This window comes from Psychrobacter sp. SHUES1, assembly GCF_001652315.1.
Lineage (GTDB): Bacteria > Pseudomonadota > Gammaproteobacteria > Pseudomonadales > Moraxellaceae > Psychrobacter > Psychrobacter faecalis.
In genome coordinates this window covers 1-17369 of the sequence record NZ_LXWA01000045.1, presented here as the reverse complement: position 1 = coordinate 17369, position 17369 = coordinate 1, and the positions used below count along the sequence as shown (strand labels likewise).

Annotated in this window: 15 protein-coding genes; 6 read left to right on the top strand and 9 right to left on the bottom strand. The window is 43.5% G+C overall.

Annotated elements, in window-relative coordinates; all coding sequences use genetic code 11:
* Positions 1-30 precede the first annotated feature (30 nt).
* Positions 31-690, top strand: coding sequence for a pyridoxamine 5'-phosphate oxidase (gene pdxH, locus A7325_RS05955; RefSeq protein WP_180952529.1), 660 nt, complete (start codon positions 31-33; stop codon positions 688-690).
* A gap of 142 nt (positions 691-832) precedes the next feature.
* On the opposite strand, the gene A7325_RS05950 is transcribed toward pdxH, so the two are convergent.
* Together A7325_RS05950 and A7325_RS05945 are read right to left on the bottom strand one after the other, a co-directional pair.
* Positions 833-2137, bottom strand: coding sequence for an HlyD family secretion protein (locus A7325_RS05950; protein WP_082894308.1), 1305 nt, complete (start codon positions 2135-2137; stop codon positions 833-835).
* A gap of 101 nt (positions 2138-2238) precedes the next feature.
* Complete coding sequence (locus A7325_RS05945) at positions 2239-3927, bottom strand: MFS transporter (RefSeq protein WP_068405651.1); 1689 nt, start codon at positions 3925-3927, stop codon at positions 2239-2241.
* A 468-nt stretch (positions 3928-4395) separates the two neighbouring features.
* Here A7325_RS05945 and A7325_RS05940 point away from each other — a divergent pair, with 468 nt between their 5' ends.
* Together A7325_RS05940 and A7325_RS05935 are read left to right on the top strand one after the other, a co-directional pair.
* The gene (locus tag A7325_RS05940; RefSeq protein ID WP_068405649.1) at positions 4396-5619 is read left to right on the top strand and encodes an alanine racemase; all 1224 of its coding nucleotides are present in this window, start codon (positions 4396-4398) and stop codon (positions 5617-5619) included.
* Positions 5607-6938, top strand: a complete 1332-nt coding sequence (locus tag A7325_RS05935) for a D-arabinono-1,4-lactone oxidase (RefSeq protein ID WP_068405646.1) — start codon at positions 5607-5609, stop codon at positions 6936-6938. Before A7325_RS05940 ends, A7325_RS05935 begins: the two co-directional genes overlap by 13 nt.
* A gap of 78 nt (positions 6939-7016) precedes the next feature.
* On the opposite strand, the gene A7325_RS05930 is transcribed toward A7325_RS05935, so the two are convergent.
* From A7325_RS05930 to A7325_RS05910, 5 genes are all read right to left on the bottom strand, one after another.
* A complete protein-coding gene (locus A7325_RS05930; protein ID WP_068405644.1) occupies positions 7017-7652 on the bottom strand; it encodes a glutathione S-transferase family protein in 636 nt (211 codons plus the stop codon).
* Positions 7653-7680: 28 nt separating this feature from the next.
* Positions 7681-8358, bottom strand: a complete 678-nt coding sequence (locus A7325_RS05925; protein ID WP_068405641.1) for a type 1 glutamine amidotransferase domain-containing protein — start codon at positions 8356-8358, stop codon at positions 7681-7683.
* A 109-nt stretch (positions 8359-8467) separates the two neighbouring features.
* Positions 8468-9517 (bottom strand): NADP-dependent oxidoreductase, encoded by a 1050-nt coding sequence (locus tag A7325_RS05920; RefSeq protein ID WP_068405639.1) that lies wholly within the window; start codon positions 9515-9517, stop codon positions 8468-8470.
* A 142-nt stretch (positions 9518-9659) separates the two neighbouring features.
* Complete coding sequence (locus A7325_RS05915; protein WP_068405636.1) at positions 9660-10877, bottom strand: iron-containing alcohol dehydrogenase; 1218 nt, start codon at positions 10875-10877, stop codon at positions 9660-9662.
* A 229-nt stretch (positions 10878-11106) separates the two neighbouring features.
* Entirely contained in the window at positions 11107-11709 is a 603-nt protein-coding gene (locus A7325_RS05910) for a TetR/AcrR family transcriptional regulator (protein ID WP_068405634.1), read from the bottom strand.
* A 429-nt stretch (positions 11710-12138) separates the two neighbouring features.
* Between A7325_RS05910 and A7325_RS05905 the strand changes: the two genes are divergently transcribed.
* Positions 12139-13629 (top strand): aldehyde dehydrogenase family protein, encoded by a 1491-nt coding sequence (locus tag A7325_RS05905; RefSeq protein ID WP_068405631.1) that lies wholly within the window; start codon positions 12139-12141, stop codon positions 13627-13629.
* 101 nt (positions 13630-13730) lie between these two features.
* On the opposite strand, the gene A7325_RS05900 is transcribed toward A7325_RS05905, so the two are convergent.
* A complete protein-coding gene (locus A7325_RS05900) occupies positions 13731-13967 on the bottom strand; it encodes a hypothetical protein (protein WP_068405628.1) in 237 nt (78 codons plus the stop codon).
* Positions 13968-14418: 451 nt separating this feature from the next.
* Here A7325_RS05900 and A7325_RS05895 point away from each other — a divergent pair, with 451 nt between their 5' ends.
* Positions 14419-15672: an NnrS family protein gene (locus A7325_RS05895; RefSeq protein ID WP_068405625.1), complete on the top strand. Its 1254-nt coding sequence runs from the start codon at positions 14419-14421 to the stop codon at positions 15670-15672.
* A gap of 73 nt (positions 15673-15745) precedes the next feature.
* Positions 15746-16348, top strand: a complete 603-nt coding sequence (locus A7325_RS05890; RefSeq protein WP_068405622.1) for an Rrf2 family transcriptional regulator — start codon at positions 15746-15748, stop codon at positions 16346-16348.
* Between the two features lie 130 nt (positions 16349-16478).
* Here the strand turns inward: A7325_RS05890 and A7325_RS05885 are convergent, their stop codons facing one another.
* Positions 16479-17225 carry a hypothetical protein gene (locus A7325_RS05885; protein ID WP_068405619.1) on the bottom strand — a complete coding sequence of 249 codons (747 nt, stop codon included), beginning with the start codon at positions 17223-17225 and terminating at the stop codon, positions 16479-16481.
* Positions 17226-17369 lie beyond the last annotated feature (144 nt).

Genomic DNA, 17369 nt, shown 5'->3' with positions numbered 1-17369 from the left:
TTTGAAAGTTAGCGAGAAACAATCATGAGTATGGATTTTACCGATCAGCGCCTATCGTATGAGAAAGGGCAACTCGACCAACAGTCAGTACCAGATTCACCATTTGAGCTGCTACACGCGTGGATGAATGAAGCGATAGCAGCAGAAGTGCAAGAACCTTATGCGATGAGTTTAGCGACGTGCGGCGCAGACAATAAGCCCAGCGTGCGTATCGTTTTGCTGCGCGAAATTACTGAAAAAGGCATCGTGTTTTATACCAATTACGAAAGCGCCAAGGGCCAAGATATCGCCGAAAATCCCAATGCCGAAGCGCTGTTTTTTTGGCATAAGCTTGAGCGTCAAATCCGTATCAGCGGCAGTATTGCTAAAATAGACGCTACTAAATCAGCGGCTTATTTCCAAAAACGTCCGCATGATAGTCAAGTGGGCGCGTGGGTTAGCCAGCCGCAAAGTGGTGAGGTTGCCAATCGCGAGGTCATGGAACAAACGTTTGAGCAGTTGCAAAATGATTATCCAGCAGACAGTCAAGTACCAACCCCTGAGTTTTGGGGTGGCTATGAGATTACGATTGAGAGCATCGAGTTTTGGCAAGGCCGTGCCAATCGTATGCATGACCGCATTGTTTATACGCAACACAGGAGTGGCACGGGCGACGCGGCAAAATGGACAACCAAACGTTTGTTACCATAAAATTAGCTCATTTAAGCTAAAATCTACTGAAAATAAGATATTGCAAAAATCAAAAAGCCTCTTTAAACCTAACACGTTAGGCATTTAAAGAGGCTTTTTTTGCGCTGATTTTTAGCCTAATTTTTTGCATTAATTTCTTGCATTAACTTCTTGCTTTGGTATCGACATTCACTGACACTGACATACCTGGACGTAACTGCGCAAGGTTAGGCTGGTTTTGGTCTAAATCAATTCTAACAGGAACGCGCTGGGCAATTTTGATATAGTTACCCGTCGCAGGGTTGGCCGCGCCCGCGCTAAATTCGCTGCCCGTTGCAGGCGAGATATTACTGACATGACCACTAAATTTGGCACCGCCAAGGGCATCGACATGAATGGTAGCGGGCTCACCGATACGCATATTGGCTACTTGCGTTTCTTTAAAGTTAGCAATAATCCATACGCCTTTTGGTACGATATACATCAGCTGCGTACCTGCGCTCACGTATTGTCCTTCTTTGACACTGATTTGACTCAGCTGCCCAGATTCCGGTGCCTTAATAACGGTATTGTCTAAATTAATCTGAGCTTGCTTAGCACCGGCTTCTGCGCTCTTAATATTGGCATCTAAAGATGAGCGGCTACCGCTGGTCTTCTCGCTTGCCTCACGAGCCACTTGTAAATTCGCTTCTGCTTGTTGCACGTTGGCCTGCGCTTTTGCAAGTTGCGCTTTGATATGCGCCACTTCTGCCTTTGAGACCGCGCCGATAGCGTCTAAACCTTGATAGCGTTTGACATCTTCACGCGCACTGTCGACGCTGACTTTAGCACTGTATAAGTCCGCCTCGCGTGCTTCGATTTGCGCTTGGCTGCTTCCTGTATCCTGCGCATTACTAGCGCGATTGGTCACAGCGATTTCAATGTTTGCCTGCGCTTGCTCAAGCTGCTGCCTAAAAGTACGATCGTCTATTTTGATTAATAAATCACCTTCTTTAACATTGGCAAAATCCTCAACCGCCACCTCAGTCACGTAGCCAGATACTTGCGGACTAATAATGGTGGTTTGTCCTTTAATAAAGGCATTATTGGTCTGCTGGACCGTCGGAGTAAAAGGCGGCAGCTTCCAAGCGTACAAAATTAACGCCACGCCAATCACAATCAAGGCGATTAGTATGCCTAAATTTAAATAAGATTTCTTCTTTGGCGACCAGCCGTCGCTGCTAGGAATCGGCTCCTTTGGCGGCATAGGCGGCATGGACGACTCATCACTGTCAGTAAGACTCTCATTAACAGTACTCTCGTCATTAACAATACTCTCATCATTTACGAGCCTGTCGTTAGCTGATTTATCTAGATTGACCGCAGCACTTGGATGATTGGTTGCATCAGGAGCATGAGTGTCGTTGGTTAGCGCGTCAGAGGCAGGCTTAGGGTTTTGGTTAAGCTCATCAGATTTTTCTTGACTCATGCCGCGCTCCTAAAGTTTGAATAGTTATCATAAGTTTTTTTTGCATTGGTTAATATGTTAAGTGGTATTTTTAAATGAAGAAAATGCTTTAATTATTCGGACTATTTTGTTTCGCGCATTTTTGCAATCGCTGCCAATTCTTTAGCCAATGGATTACGTTTATGGTAGCGATGATACAAGTAATTTAGTAATAAAATCAGCGTTGTGATGGAGGCGATAGTTGCCATAAGAAAAAATAAATCAGCATAGGCGGCGACAGTCGCTTGGCGCTGAATACCTTGCAATACTTGTCCCATCGCTGCGACATTTGCTTGATTGGCATCCGTGATTTGGGTAGATAATATACGACCTGCGCCTGCAACTTGTGCCATTAAGGCCGGGTCGCCTAAATTAAACGAGCTGACCATATCGGCGTAGTGTATCTGTGTACGTATGGTGGTAAACGCTTGAATCGCTGCCGCGCCTGCAAGTCCGCCAATGGTCTGCGAGATGCTAAAAATAACCGAAAAACTTATAATGTAAGCAGGGCCGTTAGCGATAGCGCGAAACATCCCCTCAAAAACCATGGGACCCATAAAATAGACGGCAGCAAAGGCAATCATAAATTGACTGACATAAAACATATAAGGGGCAGAATTTAGCGAAATATCTGTATCTAGCCAGGCGCCAACCGCAATCAGGGCGACAGCGAAAATGACTGGACGGCGTAAATCCATCGCATTGGTCCTAAAAATACTGATGACCAAGGCCAGAACGCTGGCGGCAAGTATCACCGCATAAAAGGTAATCAACTGATCATTTCCGTAGCCCAAATTGGCCAGTAAGCCTGCTGCACCGACATTTTGCTCGGATAATAAAATACGCATCACTGCACCCGTTATCGTAAAAGCGATGATATTGCGGCTACGCATCCAGCGCACTTGTAACATTGGGTTTTTACGGTGTGTTTCAATCCATAAGGCGATACTAATCGTCACCACCGCAATGATGAGCGGATAGCTCAGCCAAGGCGTCGTCCACCACTGGATACGCCCTTGTACCAAAAAGACTGCTAAGGCTGCAAGACCGCTGGCAAAAAACGCAAAGCTTAAAAAATCCAGTTTTTCGAATACTTTTTCGGTATTGCCGGGTGGTAGCTCTAAGATATTAATCAGGGCAAAGCAAATCAGGGTTAAGCCCAATTCAAACAAAAATAGCGTTTCAAGCTGGCTGTCGGCCGCAAGATATGGCGAGATAATCCTTGAGAGAGGAAGGCCAAATTGTACTAAGCCAAACCCCAAAATCAGACCGCTAATGCGTTTGGCGGTTGGCATACCTTGCAAGCAATAAAAAATAGCCAATACCGTCATGGCACTAGCAACCATACCACTTAAGCCGCGAGCGATGATTTCTAGATAATAAGGCTCAATGATAATAGCGCTGGTGTCTAAGAGATGACTACTGACCAACCATTGTAAACTGGTGGCCGCCAACAGTGAGAACAGGGTGATTTTACTAAAGAGCGCCATACCAAATTGCTGACGGATTTTGTATAGCAGCACGGTGATACAAGCATTGGTCATATTATAGGCGACCGATATCCAGCCACCTTCGACTGGCGTCAAGCCCATTTCACCTTGGATTTGGGTCAGATTTGCCACCAATAAACCATTTTGAAAGCTGGCGGTGATGCCAATAAAAATACCAATCAATAGATAAAATACTTTGCGGCGCGTAGGATGGTCGGGTGTGGCGGGAGAACCCACCATAAAGGGTTGTTCGTGCGGTTTGAATTGGTATTCATTGCTCATTGTCTATCGCCACCTGCTAAAAGTAGAAAGATAAAGTGACATCGTAGGATTCCTAGACGAGCAATAATTGGACGAGCCATTATCAAATTGAGCCATAAGTGCTTCATTTAGTAGCTATAAAAAATAAAAAACAGTCAAAGGACTGTTTGCATTATTTTATCATGATTTCAATTTGAGACTATTTAGTGATTGTACTTTTTTAGTTTAAAAAGGTGAGAGCGTCATAGTTATTTTTATGCTTAAAGATATAAATAATTCCACTTTTATTTAGAGTTTTTGCTCGAAGGTCTTCTTAGCTAAACTTAATTTTACAAGTAACAAATGTCGATTTTTTATAAATATGGCGCTTGACTGAGCTAGGCTCTGGGTACAAACTATGATGCTGATATATCCTCTTTTTTAGAGGCATAATAACAGTATTATAAGAAATACAAGGTCGTATTCAATGGCCGTTACAAGGAAAGTAAAATGGATTTTGCCCACATTGTTCCGCCGAAAGCTCCGAGTGCGTGGTTTGATATGGACGCGCTCGATCATAATATAACACTGATCAACCAAAAAACTAAGTCTGTTCAACTACGCTTGGCGACCAAATCTATTCGCTCTATAGACGTTCTGCACTACATTAAAGACAAATCTCCTAACTTTATCGGGCTGATGTCTTATGCGGCCGACGAATCAGTGTATCTGTTAGAAAATGGCTTTGATAATATTCTCTGCGCTTATCCAACTTTGGACATGGTAAGCGTTACCGCAACTTTTGACTTTACCAAACAGGGCGCAACCATGATTTGGATGATCGATCGCCCAGAGCATGTGGATGTGCTGAATGAAGTTGCCAAAGCGCACGATGTCATTATTGATGTTTGTCTCGATATCAATATGTCGATGCCGCTGCCCAAGCTGTATTTCGGTACCAAACGTTCAGCAATAATGAGCATCAAAGACGTAAAAAAGCTACTACAGCATATCAAAAAATATCCCAATATTAAGGTCAGTGCGGCAATGGGCTATGAGGCACAAATTGCGGGTTTGCCCGAGCATTTACCGGGTAAAACTGTGTTGTCGCCTGCGATTCGTTTATTAAAAAATCGCTCACAAAAACAAGTGAGTAAGCGCCGCCGCTCAATTGTTGACTATCTGGATAAACAAGGTTATACGCTTAAGCTCGTCAATGGGGGCGGCAGTGGCAGTATGGATTTCACCTCAAGCCAGCCTGAGGTTAGCGAAATAACGGTCGGTTCTGCCTATTATAAACCGGCGTATTTTGATTATATGGATAGCATGCATGAGTTTCAGCCTGCCGCGGGCTTTGTGCTGCCTGTGACGCGTCAACCAGAAAAAGGCGTGATTACCTGTCATAGTGGCGGCTTTATTGCCTCGGGTGCGACAGGTGCCGATAAAGCACCGGTCATTCATTATCCCAAACATTTATCATTACTAAACGATGAAGGTTTTGGCGAAGTACAAACGCCGATGGCAATTGGCAAAACGGGCAATGATGATGAGATGCCGCGTCTTAATATTGGCGATATGGTTTGGTGCCGCCATGCAAAAGCAGGCGAGCTGTGTGAACATTTTAATGAACTCATTTGTTATCGACAATCTGGTCAGCCTACAGTGGCAGCAAACAAAGAACAAAAGCAGCAAACCATGATAACTTACCGAGGAGAGGGCAAATGTTTTCATTAAGGCAGTGGCAAGGAAGCAATGATTGGCAAAATTGGGTAGGGTACGAGCGTGCTGCCCCTGAGCAAAAACTCACACCTTCATCGGTTGCAGAACTACAAGAGATTGTGAAAAATGCACGGGCAAATAAAAAGCGCGTTAGAGTCACGGGCGCGGCGCATTCTTTTAGTGGCTGCGCGAAACCTGAAGAAATTGCCGTCAGTTTACATAATATGCGCGGTCTTATCTCAGTCGATAAAGAGGCGAAGCTTGCCACTTTACACGCTGGTACTTACTTATATGAAATTGGCGCAGCGCTCAAAGAGTATGGTTTGGCATTAGAAAATATGGGCGATGTACAAGCACAGACCATTGCTGGTGCTGCCAGTACCGCAACTCATGGCACAGGGATTACTTTAGGCTCGATTGCCAATCAAGTGGTAACCTGGGAGTGGGTCGATGGTAAAGGTGAACTGCACACCCATCATCGCGGCGACCCGAAAACCGATGAGCTGGGTAATGCCTTACATGCCAGCCTGGGTATGCTTGGTATTTTTACCAAATTAACGCTTAAAGTGGTCGATATCTACGGACTTAAAGAGTCCAACGAAGTCTTATATTTTGAAGAAGGCTTGGCGCGTTTTCATGAAACCGCGTACAGCCATCGGCATATGGAATGGTTTTTGTTTCCCGGTACCAATAAGATTCAGCAAAAGACGCTGTCAGTGATAGCACCGAAAGCGATGACGGGCACGCAAAAACTCAAAGATCATTTCGACAGTGTGGTCACTTTAAATGGTGCTTTTTATGTGCTGTGCGAGCTGGCTCGTATGAAGCCGTCGCTGACCAAAAAGGTCAGTGAAATATCAGCAAGCTCTATTCCTAATACCAAGCGTGAAGGTTACAGCTACGAGGTGTTTCCGACACCGCGCGGCGTCAAATTTAATGAATCTGAGTATTTTATCAAGTTATCTGATTTTGATGAATGTATCTCAGAGGTCAATCATATTTTATTAAACGACAATAAAGGCTCGCACTTTCCTATTGAGGTGCGCACACATAAAGGCGAGACGGGCATGCTCAGTCCTACGCAGGGAGAGGATTGCGCGGTATTATCGTTCCACGTCTATAAAGGTATGGACTGTGAGCCGTTGTTTAAATGGCTATACGAGTATATGAAAAAATGGCAGGGTCGCCCGCATTGGGGTAAAGTGAATAAATTGAGCCGTATAGAGCTGCAAAGCTTATATTCTAAGCTCAATCGTTTTTTGGAGATACGCCGCGAGTATGATCCTGATAGTGTCTTTATGAATAGCTGGCTTGAGCAAAAGTTTTGCCTTTAAAGCCCTTATCAACTTAGCCATAAAAAAAACAGCTCATAAAGAGCTGTTTTTTCATATTAAACCATTAAAATGTCTTACTTAACGCTTAATAGAGTCATCATAGTTGGCTTCCAAACGCATGGCGCGTTGGTAGCTATCAATGCTCGTCAGTTGCAAAGCATACTGTTTGATATGGGTGTAGTCTTCTAACGTACCGCGTTTAGCGAGCATGATTAAATCAAATGACAGCATAAAGTCAGCGCCACTGAGTTTGTTGCCGACGATAAATGTTTTGTCTTTCAACTCATCATCTAAATAGCTCAGGAGTTTGTGCTTTTCTTGAGCGATATAACCGGTTAAAAACGCATTGTCGCCAACGCCTGCTTTAGTGGTAAACAGCTCAAGCAATAACGGCAACATCAGCGAGCTTTCGGCAAAGTGAATCCACTGCAAGTAATGACCATAATCAGTGCTGTCGGTCGCAGGGCGTAATTGCTCTGGCGCAAAACGCTCAATCAATAGCTCAGTAATCGCCCCAGATTCGGCATAAAGCTCGCCATCCATCTCAATAACCGGAGATTTACCGAGTGGATGAATTGCTTTTAGGCTACCAGGTGCTAGATGCGTGTTGGCATCGCGCTGATGGCTAATGATTTCATAAGGTTGCCCCAATTCTTCTAGTAGCCATAGCGTACGTAGTGAGCGTGATTGATTAAGATGATGTAAGCGAATCATGATGTCAGCCTTGTTGCGGTATTTTATATTAAGCGTTCAGTTTAGCCAGTAAGCGTTTGGCAGCTTCTTCTGATGAGGCTGGGTTTTGGCCGGTAATCAATAGACCGTCTTCGACGACATAAGATTCCCAATCTGCGCCTTTTTGATAGTCACCGCCATTGGCTTTTAAAACGTCTTCCAATAAGAAAGGTACGACGTCAGTGAGCTGTACGCCTTCTTCTTCGGTATTGGTAAAACCAGTAACTTTTTTACCTTTGACCAAATACTCACCGTCGATTTTGACGTTTTTCAGCGCTGCAGGAGCGTGACAAACAAAAGCAATCGGCTTGTCTTGCTTAACAAAGCTTTCAATTAAATCGATAGAATTTTTATCGACTGCCAAATCCCATAATGGACCATGACCGCCCGGATAAAAGACAGAATCGAAGTCTTCGGCTTTTATGTCGGCAAGCTTTTTGGTATTGGCAAGACGCTCTTGCGCCTCTTTGTCTTCTTTAAAGCGTTTGGTGTCTTTGGTTTGCGCGTCTTCCGTATCGCTACTCGGATCGAGTGGTGGTTGACCGCCAGCAGGAGAGGCTAAGGTAATATTGACGCCAGCATCTAAAAAAGCATAGTAAGGGGCGGCAAATTCTTCGAGCCAAAACCCCGTCTTTTTGCCAGTATCGCCTAATTTATCGTGTGAGGTTAGTACCATTAAAATATTCATAATTGTCCTTATTTATTATTGATATTGGTATTGACGCTTGTTGGTATTCATCGTTAAGTATTGCTGAGAGATTCTGTTGCTCTTAGCGTTGCGCTATTTAAAATAACCATTACTGAACGTCGGCAACTTTAACCACGGTTTTACCGAAGTTCTTACCGTCTAACATGTCAAAGAAAGCTTGCGGCGCTTGTGCTAAGCCATCGACGATATGCTCTTTGGTTTTAACTTTACCCGATTCAACCCATTCACCCATGGTTTTTAAGAACTCTGGGAAATGATCGCCGTACTCTTCAAAGATAATAAAACCTTTGATAGTCAGACGTTGGCTCAGGATAAGACCCATCAGCATACCGAGACGGTCTTTGCCATCAGGAAGTTCAGTCGCATTATATTGTGACACTAGGCCGCACACTGGGATACGCGCATGGGCATTTAGTAATGGCAATACACCATCGAGTACTTTACCACCAACGTTTTCATAATAGATGTCGATACCATCTGGGCAAGCGTTTTTCAGCTGTTCGGCAAAGTCGTCGGCTTTATGGTCAATACAAATATCAAAGCCCAGCTCTTCGACCGCATAAGCGCATTTTTCCGCACCGCCTGCCACACCAACGGTACGTAAGCCTAAATGCTTACCGACTTGTCCGACGGTTGCGCCCACAGGACCAGTTGCTGCTGCGACGACTAAGGTTTCGCCTTGTTTTGGTTTACCGATATCGGTCAAACCCATATAGCCGGTAAAGCCTGGCATACCAAGGACACCCAAACCATAAGATGGGTTGGACATATTCTTATCAAGTTTTAGCACGCCTTCACCATCACTGACGCTATAATCCTGCCAGCCTGAATTTGATACCACCAAATCACCAACGGCAAATTTATCGATATTAGATTCGACCACTTGGGCGACCGTACCGCCAAGCATCACATCGCCGACTTCTAGTGGGTCAGCATAGCTTTTTGACGCGCTCATACGTCCACGCATGTAGGGATCAAGCGACATGTAGACCGTGCGCAGTAGCATTTGCTTGTCGTTAGGCGTTGGGATGTCGCTGGTGGTCAGCTCAAAATTGTCTTTGGTTGGGGCGCCATTCGGGCGGCTGGCAAGTTTGATTTGACGGTTTTGTTGTTGGTTTTGTTGTTCATTAAAGCTCATGTTAAAGCTCCTTATTCTAGTTGTTGGTTGTCATTATTGGTTTTTTAACGTTTTAAAATTCTTAAAGTCAGTAGCCATAACAAGGTGGATGGCTACCGATTATCGTGAAAATAGCAAGTTACGATGTTAAGACTTTAAATGATTAGGCTTTGCTCGTCACGGCGCGCTCTAAGATGCGGCGTGATACGTCTAAATCATTTTTACCATGTTCGCCCAATTTCACCATTTTGTGTGCTTCAAGTTGCTTAATGATAGGGTCAATCGCCGACTTATCTAACTCTGCGTCTTCTAAGCTCACTGGCAGTCCAAGCTCGCGGAAGAAGTTCTCAGTATGCACAATAGCAGTTTCGATGACGGTATCGTCGTCTAAATCTGTATCTGTAATGTTCCAAACGTTACGCGCATATTGGAGCAATTTGTCTTTTTTACTATCTTTAAGCTCACGCATGACTGACGGCAGTACAATCGTGAGCGTACGAGCATGGTCAATCGCGTGGAGTGAGGTCAATTCATGACCAATCATATGCGTCGTCCAATCTTGTGGCACGCCCGTGCCAATCAGGCCATTTAATGCCATGGTTGCCGTCCACATGATGTTTTTACGCGTTTCTAAATTCTCTGGGTCGGCCTTGACCGCTTTACCTTCTTCGACAAGAATTTTTAATAAGCTCTCAGAAAAGGCATCTTGCACTTTGGCATTAATAGGATAGGTAAGGTACTGCTCCATAACGTGAACAAAAGCATCAGCGACACCGTTCATCACTTGGCGTTCAGGTAAGGTTAACGTTTTGGTAGGGTCCAAAATTGAGAATTTAGGGAAGGTAAGCGGGTTGCCAAAGGGTAGTTTTGCTTGGCGTTCGCTATAGTTAATCACGCCGCCAGAGTTCATCTCAGAACCAGTCGCTGGAATGGTCAATACTGCGCCTAAATCAATCGCTGAATCGATGTTTTTGCAATAACTGGTCAATGCGTCCCATGCTTTTTCACGAGAAACCGTCCCATCTGTGCTGCCTTCTTCAGTTAATGAAGACACAAGGGCGACAAACTTACTACCATCGATAACTGAACCGCCGCCCACTGCTAATAAGAAATCAATATTATGTTTATTGACCATATCAGCAGCTTTTAGCAGCGTGGTAAATTCTGGATTGGCTTCAATACCGCCAAACTCAAATACTTCACGGTTGCCGTTAGCAGCGAGTGCATTTTTTACTTCATCTAAGGTACCAGTACGCTGCGCTGAACCACCGCCGTAAGTGATTAATACGCGTGCATCGGTTGGCACCAGTTCTGACAATTTTTTGATTTGACCTTCGCCAAAGACGATGCGAACGGGATTGTAGTATTGAAAGTTATTCATAAAATTCCTAGTTGCTAATGAGAAGTTGTAAGGTGAGTTTTAATAAGTATGTAGGTTGTGAGCGCAAAATATAGATCGTAGTAACTTTTGCTGTTTGAGCGTATTTTACATCAATTAGACCGGTCGTCTAGTATTTTATTATGAATTTTACAAAACTATCGTATAACTGAAAATCATCTTTTATCAGTTAGCGGTCTAAATGGTTACTCATGGAAATCCTGAATAATATTTAGCGACCAAGTTGCGAGGTGGTCATCAGCCAAACTTCTGCCAATGGTGTATCGGTTTGACTGATTTTAGCGATGAGACTGGCGCCTAACCAAGCAAAGTACCAACGTTTAGCCATACTCTCAGCGGCGATATTATCAGGGTGAGGGATTGTGCCATCTGCCCAGCCGGCTTTTATTTGCTCAGCAATCCAGTTGATAGTTTGCTGATAACCTGCATACAAGGCTTTACGCATGGTTTCTGAGATATCAGCCACTTCAGCGCTGAGCTTAACCACCAAGCATTTTTCATGGTCGCAGCCGTTTTGCTGGGTGTCATACCAGTTTTGAAAATAGTTATAAATCTTTTGTTGCGCGCTAATATCTTCAGCTGCAATCGACTCTAAGCGCTTTTTATAGTTAGCAAAATAATGCTCGATAATGGCTTCGCCAAAGGCTTCTTTTGAGGCAAAATAATGATAAAACGAGCCTTTAGGTACACCAGCAGTATCGAGTATTTGTTTGATACCGACAGCGGTAAAGCCTTTTTGCGCGATGAGCTTATAACCTACTGCTAATAGATGCGCCTTAGTATCGGATGGAATAGGAGTGGTAATATCGGACATGAAGAGGATGTTCTCCTTAGGGTATTATTTGGTTATGTAATCGAATGGAAATCAGTTAAATAGAAACTAGGGTTGAGAGCGCTTCTTTAATACTAGTTTTAAGCGTTACGTTTTCTCAACAATACATAATGATAAATTATTCTTGTTTTTGTGCTTACTATGTTAGCATTAGACCAGTCGTCTAGCAAGTTACGTTTGGTAAGAAGGCTTTTATTTATTAACGCAATTTATTAATGAAACCTTTTATTAATGAAACCTTTTATTAACGCTCAGTAGCAAGTTTTTTTGCACAATAGTTATGCCGACTGTTTATAAAGTGATACAACCGACACAACTTATACAACCTAGAGTTTTATATAAGTTTCTATCTAGAAAATACTTTTAATTGAATGGCTCTTAAAAACAAACTTAAAATAAATAAGGATAATTATGTCAACCGATACTAAGAATACTCAACAAAGCGCCTATAGCGATTTTCATTTGCAATATATCGCCGGTACGTGGCAAAAAGGTCAAGACGATAGCGTCAATACCGATACCAACCCTTTTAATGGCGAAACCTTGGTAGAGATTCAGCAGGCAACCGATAAACAGCTTGATGAAGCTTTTCAGGCAGCAACCAAAGCACAGGCAGAGTGGGCGAAGCAAACGCCAGCCCAGCGTGCAGCGGTATTATATAAAGTCGTCAATATCTTCGATGAGCGTCAAGAAGAAATCGTTAATTGGTTAATTAAAGAGTCGGGCAGTACCCGTATCAAAGCCATGGTCGAGTTCGGTAGTGCCCGTGCGATTACGCTTGAAGCTGCCAGTTTCCCAAACCGCGTGCATGGTGAAATTCGCCCTTCTAATACGCCGGGTAAAGAGAATTTTATTTATCGTGAGCCGATGGGCGTGATTGCCGTGATTAGCCCATGGAACTTCCCTTTACATTTAACCCAGCGTTCTATCGCGCCTGCGTTAGCCTTGGGTAATGCTGTGGTACTCAAGCCTGCCAGTGATACGCCGATTACTGGGGGTCTGCTATTGGCAAAAATATTTGAAGAAGCGGGTCTGCCAAAAGGCTTGCTGAGCGTGGTCGTTGGCGCGGGTAGCGAGATTGGCGATGCGATTGTTACTCACGATATTCCAAGCTTGGTGTCATTTACCGGTTCAACCTCAGTCGGTAAACGTATCGGCGAGCTTGCCAACGGCGGCGATTATATCAAGCAAGTGGCGCTTGAGCTTGGTGGTAATAGCCCATTTGTGGTGCTAAAAGATGCCGACATCGAACAAGCGGTAAAAGCAGCGGCTTTCGGTAAATTCCTGCATCAAGGACAAATCTGTATTGCGATTAATCGCATCATTGTCGAAGACGAGATTTATGATGATTTCGTTGAGCGTTTCTTAGCGCATGTAAAAACCCTAAACGTGGGTGATCCTAGCAAAGAAGACACCGCAGTTGGCCCTATCATCAATAAAAAACAAGTCGAATCGCTGCAAGAAAAAATCGCTAAAGCGCAGGAAGAGGGCGCTAAGATGCTATTAAGTGGTGAGATTAAAAGTCAGGTAGTGCCGCCGCATATCTTTAGTGAAGTGACGCGTGAGATGGACTTATCCTGTAACGAAGTTTTTGGCCCTGTGGTTGGTATCATTCGTGCCAAGGATGAAGATGATGCGCTGTCGATTGCCAATGATTCTATGTATGGTCTATCGAGTGCGGTCTTTACCCAAGATATGGAAAAAGGTTTGCGTTTTGCGCGCGGTATCAAAGCGGGCATGACCCATATCAACGATATCTCGGTCAATGATGAAAGTAATGCGCCGTTCGGTGGCGAGAAAAACTCTGGTATCGGACGCTTTAATGGTGAATGGATATTAGAAGAATTTACCACTTTACATTGGATTTCCGTACAACATGAGCCACGCGAGTATCCATTCTAATTAGGCATGGTAGATAAATTAAACGCTCGACATAGAAAAGACCGCCTTGATGGTGGTCTTTTTTCTTACTAATGATGTCGTTACTCTAAAAGTTGATTATTCTAATGTTGCTTAGTATGAAAACCCAATAACGCTTCGATTTCTTCAATAGACATACGGCGGGTCAGGGCTTGCTCTTCTACCGTCAAGCGATTGGTGTGCTCTCTAATCATGGTATGGATACTGCGCGCGACCTCTGATGTCGTGGCATAATACATTTGTGGTTGTTGTTCGGTCAGTAAGGTTAAAAAACGATTAACAATTTTACGTTTTTCAATTGGTGCATGTGCTTCTGTCATGACATTCTCCTCAAGGTGGACCATTTATGTAGTCAAATTAGCCGTGGTCACTATTTATGATGGTAATAATGAAAGCAAATATCAAGGTATGGGCAGCTTTAACGTTTGGTTTATAGCGCTTAATTTATAAATTTTAGTGTTTAAAATTCGATTTCATACTGCCATAAATCAGCCAATGCCAGTTGTTTTCATTGACTTATTTGCAATAACTTATTTGGTAGCAGCTCTTTAATACCAGCTCTTTAATATCAGTTTCTTCATACAAGTGATAGAATATAGATTAATATAATATAAGTTATCTAGTGTAGCGCTTTATATAAATCAAAGCTGTATATAATAAGTGCGTTAATTCATCGTAGCAGTCATATAGTTTCAGTTGTATTATGTATAACATTCATTTAAAATATATCTTTAAGGCACACCTTCTAACTTTGACTATAAGAAGTCTGTTATGCAATCAATCAATTTACCTACCAAACCGCCAAGCTCGCCGCATCCTATTCTCAACCTGAGCTTTCGGATATTTTTTAGTGCCGCGGCTTTGTTTGCCATTATCACAATGACTCTATGGGCGTTTGTGTTTACCGGACACACGGATATCGATGCGCAAACGCTAAATCCGCTGTATTGGCATGGCCATGAAATGATTTATGGCTATGCGCTGGCAGTCGTGGCAGGTTTCTTATTGACCGCAGTGAAAACCTGGACGGGTGTGATGATGCCACATGGTTATAAGCTGCTCGGTATCTTTATGTGTTGGTTGCTGGCACGCTTGGGCTGGGTAGCTTTCGGCCTCGGTATCACGGTTGCTGGTAGCGGGGCAGCCTTACTATATGCCGCGGCGATATTTGATTTATTGTTTGTCGGCTGGATGGCATTTGTGATTTCTCGGGCAGTGCTACAAGTGAAGCAATATAAGCAGATGGGTATTTTAGCCAAGCTTACGCTTCTAACACTCGGTAATGCGCTATGCTATTGGGGCATTATCAGCGCCAATATGAACTTGACCAAGTTAGGTATCTATTTAGGTTTTTACTTGATTATCGGCCTAGTGTTGACCATCGGTCGTCGCGTGGTGCCGTTCTTTATCGAGCGTGGTTTAAGTATTCCAAACGCTAAAGGCGAAAAAGAAGAAGTCACAGTACGTAATAATAAAGCACAAGATATCGCAAGTTTACTGTTTTTCTTTGTTTTTTTCCTCGTTGATTTATTTTACCCCAATAAATACTTGCTGACCATCAGTGCCCTTGGGGTCGCGGTGGTCAATATCGTGCGCTTAGCGGGCTGGTATCATCGCGGCATTTGGCAAAAACCACTCTTATGGTCGTTATATATCGCGTTTTTAGGCATGTGTCTGAGTTTTGTGTTATACGCACTACAGCCATGGCTCGGTTACAGCCACAGTATCGCCGTCCATGGATTATCCATCTCTGGCGTGGGTATGATGACAGTAGCAATGATGGCGCGGGTATCGCTCGGTCATACAGGTCGCAGTATCCATCAACCGCCCAAAATCGTCAATCTTATGTTTGCACTGATGGTGCTGACGTTTGTCAGTCGAGTATTTTTACCATTGGTCGATATGAGCCATTACTTATTATGGATTATGACGGCGCAAGGTGCTTGGATTGCTTGTTTTGCACTATTTTGCATCAGTTATTTACCGATGCTGGCACGCCAACGGCCAGATGGCTTATTTGGTTAATAAGGTTTTGACGTGATCAACGTTATTTTACAACGTCAAGTTAATATTCATCTCAAACAGGGGAGCGCAAAAAATGCGACTGACCAACTATAGTGATTATGCGCTGCGCTCATTAATATATTTGGCGATTAAGCCTGAGCCGCATCTATTGGCAAACATTAGTGACATTGCCAACAGCTACAATATCTCTAAAAGTCATTTAACCAAGATTATTCACCAACTGGGGCAGCTTGGTTATATCGACAGCGTACGCGGTAAAAATGGCGGTATTCGCTTGGCTTGTCGGCCAAAGGATATCAATTTGGGCGTATTGATTAAGCAAATTGAGCCAGACTTTAATTTGGTTGAATGTTTTTCGACTGATTTACTAGTAACTGCCAAACCCGATGTTAATACTAATAGCACGGTGAATAGTCCGGTTATTAATGACGACAGCGGGGTTGCTAAAGATTTGGCTTTGACGCTTATCGATGAAGAGGCCAGTGCGGTGGTCAAATCAGGCTGTATCATCAGCCCTGTTTGTCAGTTAAAGCAGGTATTTTTTGAAGCGCTGACTGCTTTTATCAACGTTCTTGAGCGTTATACCTTGGCGGATGTTATCAGTAATGAGTCAGAATTGGCTGAGCTATTGTTTTATAGAAATAACCTCAATAGCTTAAATAGTCTGGTAAAATAACGCTCATCTAAAAAATAAAGCTGATATAGACACTCAAAAATAAAAAAGCTGCCTCGTCCATCATAGCGAGGCAGCTTTTTTATTATCAATTTCTAATTCATTCAACTTAAGCAACTAATCGTCTAATCATCTAAGCGTTTTCAAGCTTCGGACGCGCTTTATCAATGGCTTTTAATAAAGCGTTTTCAAACTCGCCTTCCTTAAACTTAACCAAATAAGAATGCGCGGCGCAAAAGTTTCGTACCTCACGCCATTCGTGGGCAAGATTGGTCGCCCAATCGCAGTATTGCTTGCCAGCATCAGGCTCATCTTTGAGCGCTTTTTTGGTGGTTGGGTGCAATAACAGCTCAGGCAACACCGCTTCTAGGAGTTTGGTTGGCGGACTCATAAAGGTGTCATCGACGTGTAGGCTTTTACTGGCAGGATGAAAGGCCAACAGCGACCCTGCATGAATCATCTCATTGGGTGAGATATAGTGAATGCCTTCTGACATAGAAAACTTTAGCTCAGGATAACGCTTGGCGACGGCCTCGCTTTCGACCAAATCGTCTGCCCATTGCACCTCAGGGATTTTTTTATGATGACGGCGACTGCCATAAAAAGTCGCTTGCGGGAAATCTTTTGCCATCTGCGCGCAGTGAATCGTATGAAAAGGATGGACGTTGAGCACAGCTTCAACATCTTGCCCATTATTGGTTAAGGCCATTACCTCATCGCGTACGTCGCCGGTAAGCTCATAGCTATCTAAAAAGACAAAACGCCCTGAATCTAACTTAATCAGTGAGCATTGAGTACCTATATTAAGGACGCCGCCTATGCGAAACGTACCGCGAATATTCCAAAATCCTGCGCCTAAATCATGTATTTTATCGGTCATTAATATTCTTCCTTAATCATTATTTGGTGGTGTTCTAAAAAGTATGCTGGCATCAGACATAGCCATAATTGACATAGAAGAATACCAAATCAAACACCTTAAAGTGGTTATCAAACTTCTTTGAGAAGCAGCAGGTCTTTCGAA

Coding starts and splice junctions, on each gene's coding strand:
- pdxH (WP_180952529.1), top strand. CDS start 31: ATGGATTTTACCGATCAGCGCCTATCGTATGAGAAAGGGCAACTCGAC.
- A7325_RS05950 (WP_082894308.1), bottom strand. CDS start 2,137: ATGAGTCAAGAAAAATCTGATGAGCTTAACCAAAACCCTAAGCCTGCC.
- A7325_RS05945 (WP_068405651.1), bottom strand. CDS start 3,927: ATGAGCAATGAATACCAATTCAAACCGCACGAACAACCCTTTATGGTG.
- A7325_RS05940 (WP_068405649.1), top strand. CDS start 4,396: ATGGATTTTGCCCACATTGTTCCGCCGAAAGCTCCGAGTGCGTGGTTT.
- A7325_RS05935 (WP_068405646.1), top strand. CDS start 5,607: ATGTTTTCATTAAGGCAGTGGCAAGGAAGCAATGATTGGCAAAATTGG.
- A7325_RS05930 (WP_068405644.1), bottom strand. CDS start 7,652: ATGATTCGCTTACATCATCTTAATCAATCACGCTCACTACGTACGCTA.
- A7325_RS05925 (WP_068405641.1), bottom strand. CDS start 8,358: ATGAATATTTTAATGGTACTAACCTCACACGATAAATTAGGCGATACT.
- A7325_RS05920 (WP_068405639.1), bottom strand. CDS start 9,517: ATGAGCTTTAATGAACAACAAAACCAACAACAAAACCGTCAAATCAAA.
- A7325_RS05915 (WP_068405636.1), bottom strand. CDS start 10,877: ATGAATAACTTTCAATACTACAATCCCGTTCGCATCGTCTTTGGCGAA.
- A7325_RS05910 (WP_068405634.1), bottom strand. CDS start 11,709: ATGTCCGATATTACCACTCCTATTCCATCCGATACTAAGGCGCATCTA.
- A7325_RS05905 (WP_068405631.1), top strand. CDS start 12,139: ATGTCAACCGATACTAAGAATACTCAACAAAGCGCCTATAGCGATTTT.
- A7325_RS05900 (WP_068405628.1), bottom strand. CDS start 13,967: ATGACAGAAGCACATGCACCAATTGAAAAACGTAAAATTGTTAATCGT.
- A7325_RS05895 (WP_068405625.1), top strand. CDS start 14,419: ATGCAATCAATCAATTTACCTACCAAACCGCCAAGCTCGCCGCATCCT.
- A7325_RS05890 (WP_068405622.1), top strand. CDS start 15,746: ATGCGACTGACCAACTATAGTGATTATGCGCTGCGCTCATTAATATAT.
- A7325_RS05885 (WP_068405619.1), bottom strand. CDS start 17,225: ATGACCGATAAAATACATGATTTAGGCGCAGGATTTTGGAATATTCGC.